Below are 4,092 nucleotides of genomic sequence, written 5' to 3'. Positions count from 1 at the left end.
GAGTCTCGCGGTCGGTGGCGGGGGTGGGGGCGGCGGATGCAGGACGGCGGATGCCGCGACGGGCCACGCCGGCGGGCGTCAGACCGAGGCGGCGCGCGCGGCGACCAGGTCGCCGTGCCAGATGGCCGCGACGTCGGGGTGGGCCCGCAGCCGCGACTTCAGCGCGTTCTCGCCGTGCACGCCGTAGATGGGGTTCGCCGGGTCCTGCGTCACGCCGCGCGCCTCGGCGGCGAGCTCGGCCGGCAGGTCGATGACCGGCAGCCGCGCCTCGAGCGCGGGGTTGAAGAAGAACGGCACCGAGATGCGGTCGTCGGGGTACCGCGGCGAGACGACGCGGTGGTTGGTGGCGGTGAGGTAGCCGCCGGTGGCGTACTCGAGCATCTCGCCGATGTTGACGACGAACGCCCCCGGGATCGCCGGGGCGTCGACCCACTCGCCGTCGCGCTCGACCTGCAGGCCGCCCTTGCCCGGCTCGACCCATAGCAGCGTCAGCACGCCGGAGTCCTTGTGCGCTCCGACGCCTTGCTGGGGCGTCGGGTCGTCCTTGCCGGGGTAGCGCACGACCTTGAGCAGCGTCTGCGGGTCGCCGAAGTGCTCGTCGAAGTACGACTCCGGGGCTCCCAGGGCCAGGGCCCACGCGCGCAGCAGCTTGCGGGAGACGCCGGAGAGGTGGTCCTGCCACTCCTCGGCGACCTCGCGCAGCTCGGGCTGCGCCGCCGGCCAGAGGTTCGGCCCCACGAGCACGGAGTAGTCCGGCGCCGTCGGATCGGTCACGGCGTCGCGCTCGGGGCCGATGTCGATCTGCTCGCGCCAGTCGACGCGGCCCTGCGTGCGCTCGCCGCCGATGCGCGTGTAGCCGCGGAAGTGCGGGCTCTGCACGTTCTCGATCGCGAGCTTGTCCTCGTCGGGCAGCTCGAAGAACGCGCGCGCGGTGCGGTGCAGGCGCGCCTCCAGCTCGGGCGTCACTCCCGTGCCGGTCAGGTAGAAGAACCCGACGTCGTGGGTCGCGTGGCGCAGCTCGTCGCGGAATCGCGCGGCGGCCTCGGGGCCCTGGTCGAGGAGCGACAGATCGAGGAGGGGCAGGTTCGGCTCGGACATGGCACGACCATAGTCACGGCCGAACGGCCGACGCCGGTGTGTTGCCGTTCGTTACCGTGGACGCATGCGCACCGTGCTCGTCCTCCGGCTCGCCGTCCCCGCGGCGTGGTTCGGCCTGATCCTGGGGCTTTCGTTCATCGAGACGCCGCTGAAGTTCACCGCTCCCGGCATCACGGTCCCGCTCGGGCTCGGCATCGGCCGCATCGTGTTCACGGCCCTCGCGATCGCGGGCGCCGTGCTGCTCGTCGCCCTCACCGCGGTCGCCGCGATGCGGCCCCGTGTCGCACGCGGCGGCTGGGTGACGATCGGGATGCTGTGGCTCGTGCTCGCCGTGCAGAGCCTCGCGATCCGTCCCGCCCTCAGTGCGCGCAGCGACGTCGTCATCGCCGGCGGCGATCCGGGCCCGTCGTGGCTGCACTACGGCTACATCGCCGCCGACGTCGCGATCCTCGCGCTCCTCGTGGTGTGGATCGTGACGGTGGCGCGCGGCATCCGTCTCGTCGCGCCTTTTGACCGCACGGCGCCTTCGAGTTAAGGTGAGGCTAAGTGAGGTCCGCCTAACCTGAGCGACGGCTCGGGCCTGCGACGCGGCAGGGACGTCTCCTCCGCCGCATCCGCACATCCAGCAGATCAGAGCCCGCTTGTTCCTCCCGTCCTTCCTCATCGGCCTGCGCGAGGGCCTCGAAGCGGCCCTCGTCGTCGGCATCCTCATCGCCTACCTCGCCCGCCTCGGCCGGCGCGACGTGCTGCCGCGGCTGTGGGCAGGGGTCGGCCTCGCCGTCGCGTTGTCGCTCGCGATCGGCGCGGTGCTGACCTTCGGCGCGTACGCGCTGACGTTCCAGGCGACCGAGATCATCGGCGGCACGATGTCGCTCCTGGCCGTCGCCCTCGTCACCTGGATGATCTTCTGGATGCAGCGTGCGGGGCGCACCCTCAAGCGCAGTCTCGAGGGCGAGATCGACCGCGCGCTCGCCGCCGGATCGTTGGGCCCACGCGTCCGAGGCTCCGCGCAGCGCGCAGCGATGCGTGGAGTGACGTGGGGAGGGGGGATCGTCGTGATCGGCTTCGTGTCGGTCGCCCGCGAGGGCATCGAGACGACCCTGATCCTGTGGGCGATGGTGCAGGACTTCTCCGCCGCGCCGGTCGTGCTGCTCGGCACCGTGTCGGGCCTCGGCGTGGCCGTGATCCTCGGCTGGGCGATCGCGCGCGGCATGGTGCGCGTGGACCTCCGCCGCTTCTTCACCTGGACCGGGGCCCTCCTGATCGTGGTCGCCGCCGGCGTCCTGGTGTACGGCGTCCACGACCTGCAGGAGGCCGGCGTCCTGCCCGGCCCGTTCAGCGCCGCGGCACCCCTCGATCCGGCCACGGGCGCGGTCGCCGTCGGCGCCGCCGGCTTCCCGTTCGGGTGGGCCTTCGACGTCAGCGCGACCGTCCCGCCCGGCGGCGTGCTCGCCACGCTCCTGCAGGCCACCGTGGGCTTCATGCCGCGCATGTCGTGGCTGCAGGTGATCGTGTGGCTGCTGTACGTCGCGATCGTCGGCGCCGTCTTCCTCGTCCGCGCTCGCGCGCCGCACGCGCCGCGGCCCGCCCCCGAACCGACGCCGTCCGCGCTCGCGGCGGCCGAACCGCAAGGAGAACGATGACCCCCTCACGACGCGCCCTCGGCGCCCTGACCGCGACCGCGGTCGCCGCGCTCGCCCTCGCCGGATGTGTCGCGAAGGCCGACGTCGCGGCGTCCGACGCCCTCACCGTCACCTCGAGCGACGGCGCGTGCGACGTGTCGGCCGCGACGGCCAAGAGCGGCACGCTGGCCTTCGACGTGACCAACAGCAGCCAGCAGATCACCGAGTTCTACCTGCTCGCGAGCGACGGCCTGCGGATCGTCGGCGAGGTCGAGAACATCGCGCCCGGCTCCTCGCGCACGCTCACCGTGGTGGCCCAGCCGGGCGACTACTTCACGCTGTGCAAGCCGGGCATGATCGGCGAGGGCGTCGGCCGGGCCGCGTTCACCGTCACCGGCGACGCCGTCGCGATCGACGGACCGGATGCCGAGCAGAAGCAGCAGGCCGTGAACCTCTACGCGGCCTTCGTGAAGGACCAGGTCGGCCAGCTCCTGCCCGCCGTGCAGGAGTTCGCCACGGCGTACGAGTCGGGTCAGGACGACGCCGCGCGCGCGCAGTTCCCGCAGGTGCGCGCGTTCTACGAGCGCATCGAGCCGGTCGCCGAGTCGCTCGGCGACCTCGATCCGCGCATCGACTACCGCGAGGTCGACGCCGTCGCCGAGGGACTGGAGTGGACCGGGTTCCACCGCATCGAGAAGGATCTGTGGGTGCCCGCGCAGGACGCCCTCAACGCCGACGACGTGACCCCGGCGTGGCAGGGCTGGGCGCCGTCGACGCCGGCCGAGCGCGCCGCGTTCGGCGCGCAGCTCGTGGCCGACGTGCAGGAGCTCTACGACTACGTGCACTCCGACGACTTCCAGACCGCGCTCGACGAGCAGGGCATCGGCGGCATCTCCAACGGCGCCATCGGCCTGCTGGACGAGGTCGCCACCGGCAAGATCACCGGCGAGGAGGACTGGTGGTCGGGCACCGACCTGTGGGACTTCGCCGCCAACGTCGAGGGCTCGAAGATGGCGTTCTCGCTCGTGCAGGACTTCGCCTCGTCGAAGGGCGCCGACGACGCGAAGCTCGTCGAGGAGATCCAGGCCGGCTACGCCGACCTCGAAGAGGCCCTCGCGGAGCACGGCTCGCTCGCGGACGGGTTCGTGAACTACCGTGAGCTGTCCGACGCCGACAAGCGCACCCTCACCGACCTGATCAACGCCCTGGCCGAGCCGCTGTCGCAGCTGACGTCCACGATCCTGGAGAAATGACCGAACCCGACGCGCCCGACGCCCGCGCGGCGACCGGCGGGGATGCCGTCCCCCCGGCCGCCGACGCGGGCGTCGGCGCGTCCGCGACCACCGCCGACGGCTCGGCGACCACCGCCCCC

4 protein-coding genes are annotated in these 4,092 nt (G+C 72.6%); 3 read left to right on the top strand and 1 reads right to left on the bottom strand.

All coding sequences use genetic code 11. The features are described 5' to 3' along the window. Positions 1–78 precede the first annotated feature (78 nt). Entirely contained in the window at positions 79–1,098 is a 1,020-nt protein-coding gene (locus WML84_RS13410) for a 2-oxoglutarate and iron-dependent oxygenase domain-containing protein (protein ID WP_347346640.1), read from the bottom strand. Positions 1,099–1,162: 64 nt separating this feature from the next. Between WML84_RS13410 and WML84_RS13405 the strand changes: the two genes are divergently transcribed. From WML84_RS13405 to efeO, 3 genes are all read left to right on the top strand, one after another. Continuing rightward, complete coding sequence (locus tag WML84_RS13405; protein WP_347346639.1) at positions 1,163–1,633, top strand: hypothetical protein; 471 nt, start codon at positions 1,163–1,165, stop codon at positions 1,631–1,633. A gap of 106 nt (positions 1,634–1,739) precedes the next feature. Next, positions 1,740–2,741: an iron uptake transporter permease EfeU gene (gene efeU, locus WML84_RS13400; protein ID WP_347346638.1), complete on the top strand. Its 1,002-nt coding sequence runs from the start codon at positions 1,740–1,742 to the stop codon at positions 2,739–2,741. Continuing rightward, on the top strand, positions 2,738–3,973 hold the full coding sequence (gene efeO, locus WML84_RS13395; protein ID WP_347346637.1) for an iron uptake system protein EfeO: 1,236 nt from the start codon (positions 2,738–2,740) through the stop codon (positions 3,971–3,973). Before efeU ends, efeO begins: the two co-directional genes overlap by 4 nt. Positions 3,974–4,092 lie beyond the last annotated feature (119 nt).

The organism is Microbacterium sp. (assembly GCF_039812165.1).
GTDB lineage: Bacteria > Actinomycetota > Actinomycetes > Actinomycetales > Microbacteriaceae > Microbacterium.
This window is presented reverse-complemented; position numbering and strand designations above follow the sequence as displayed.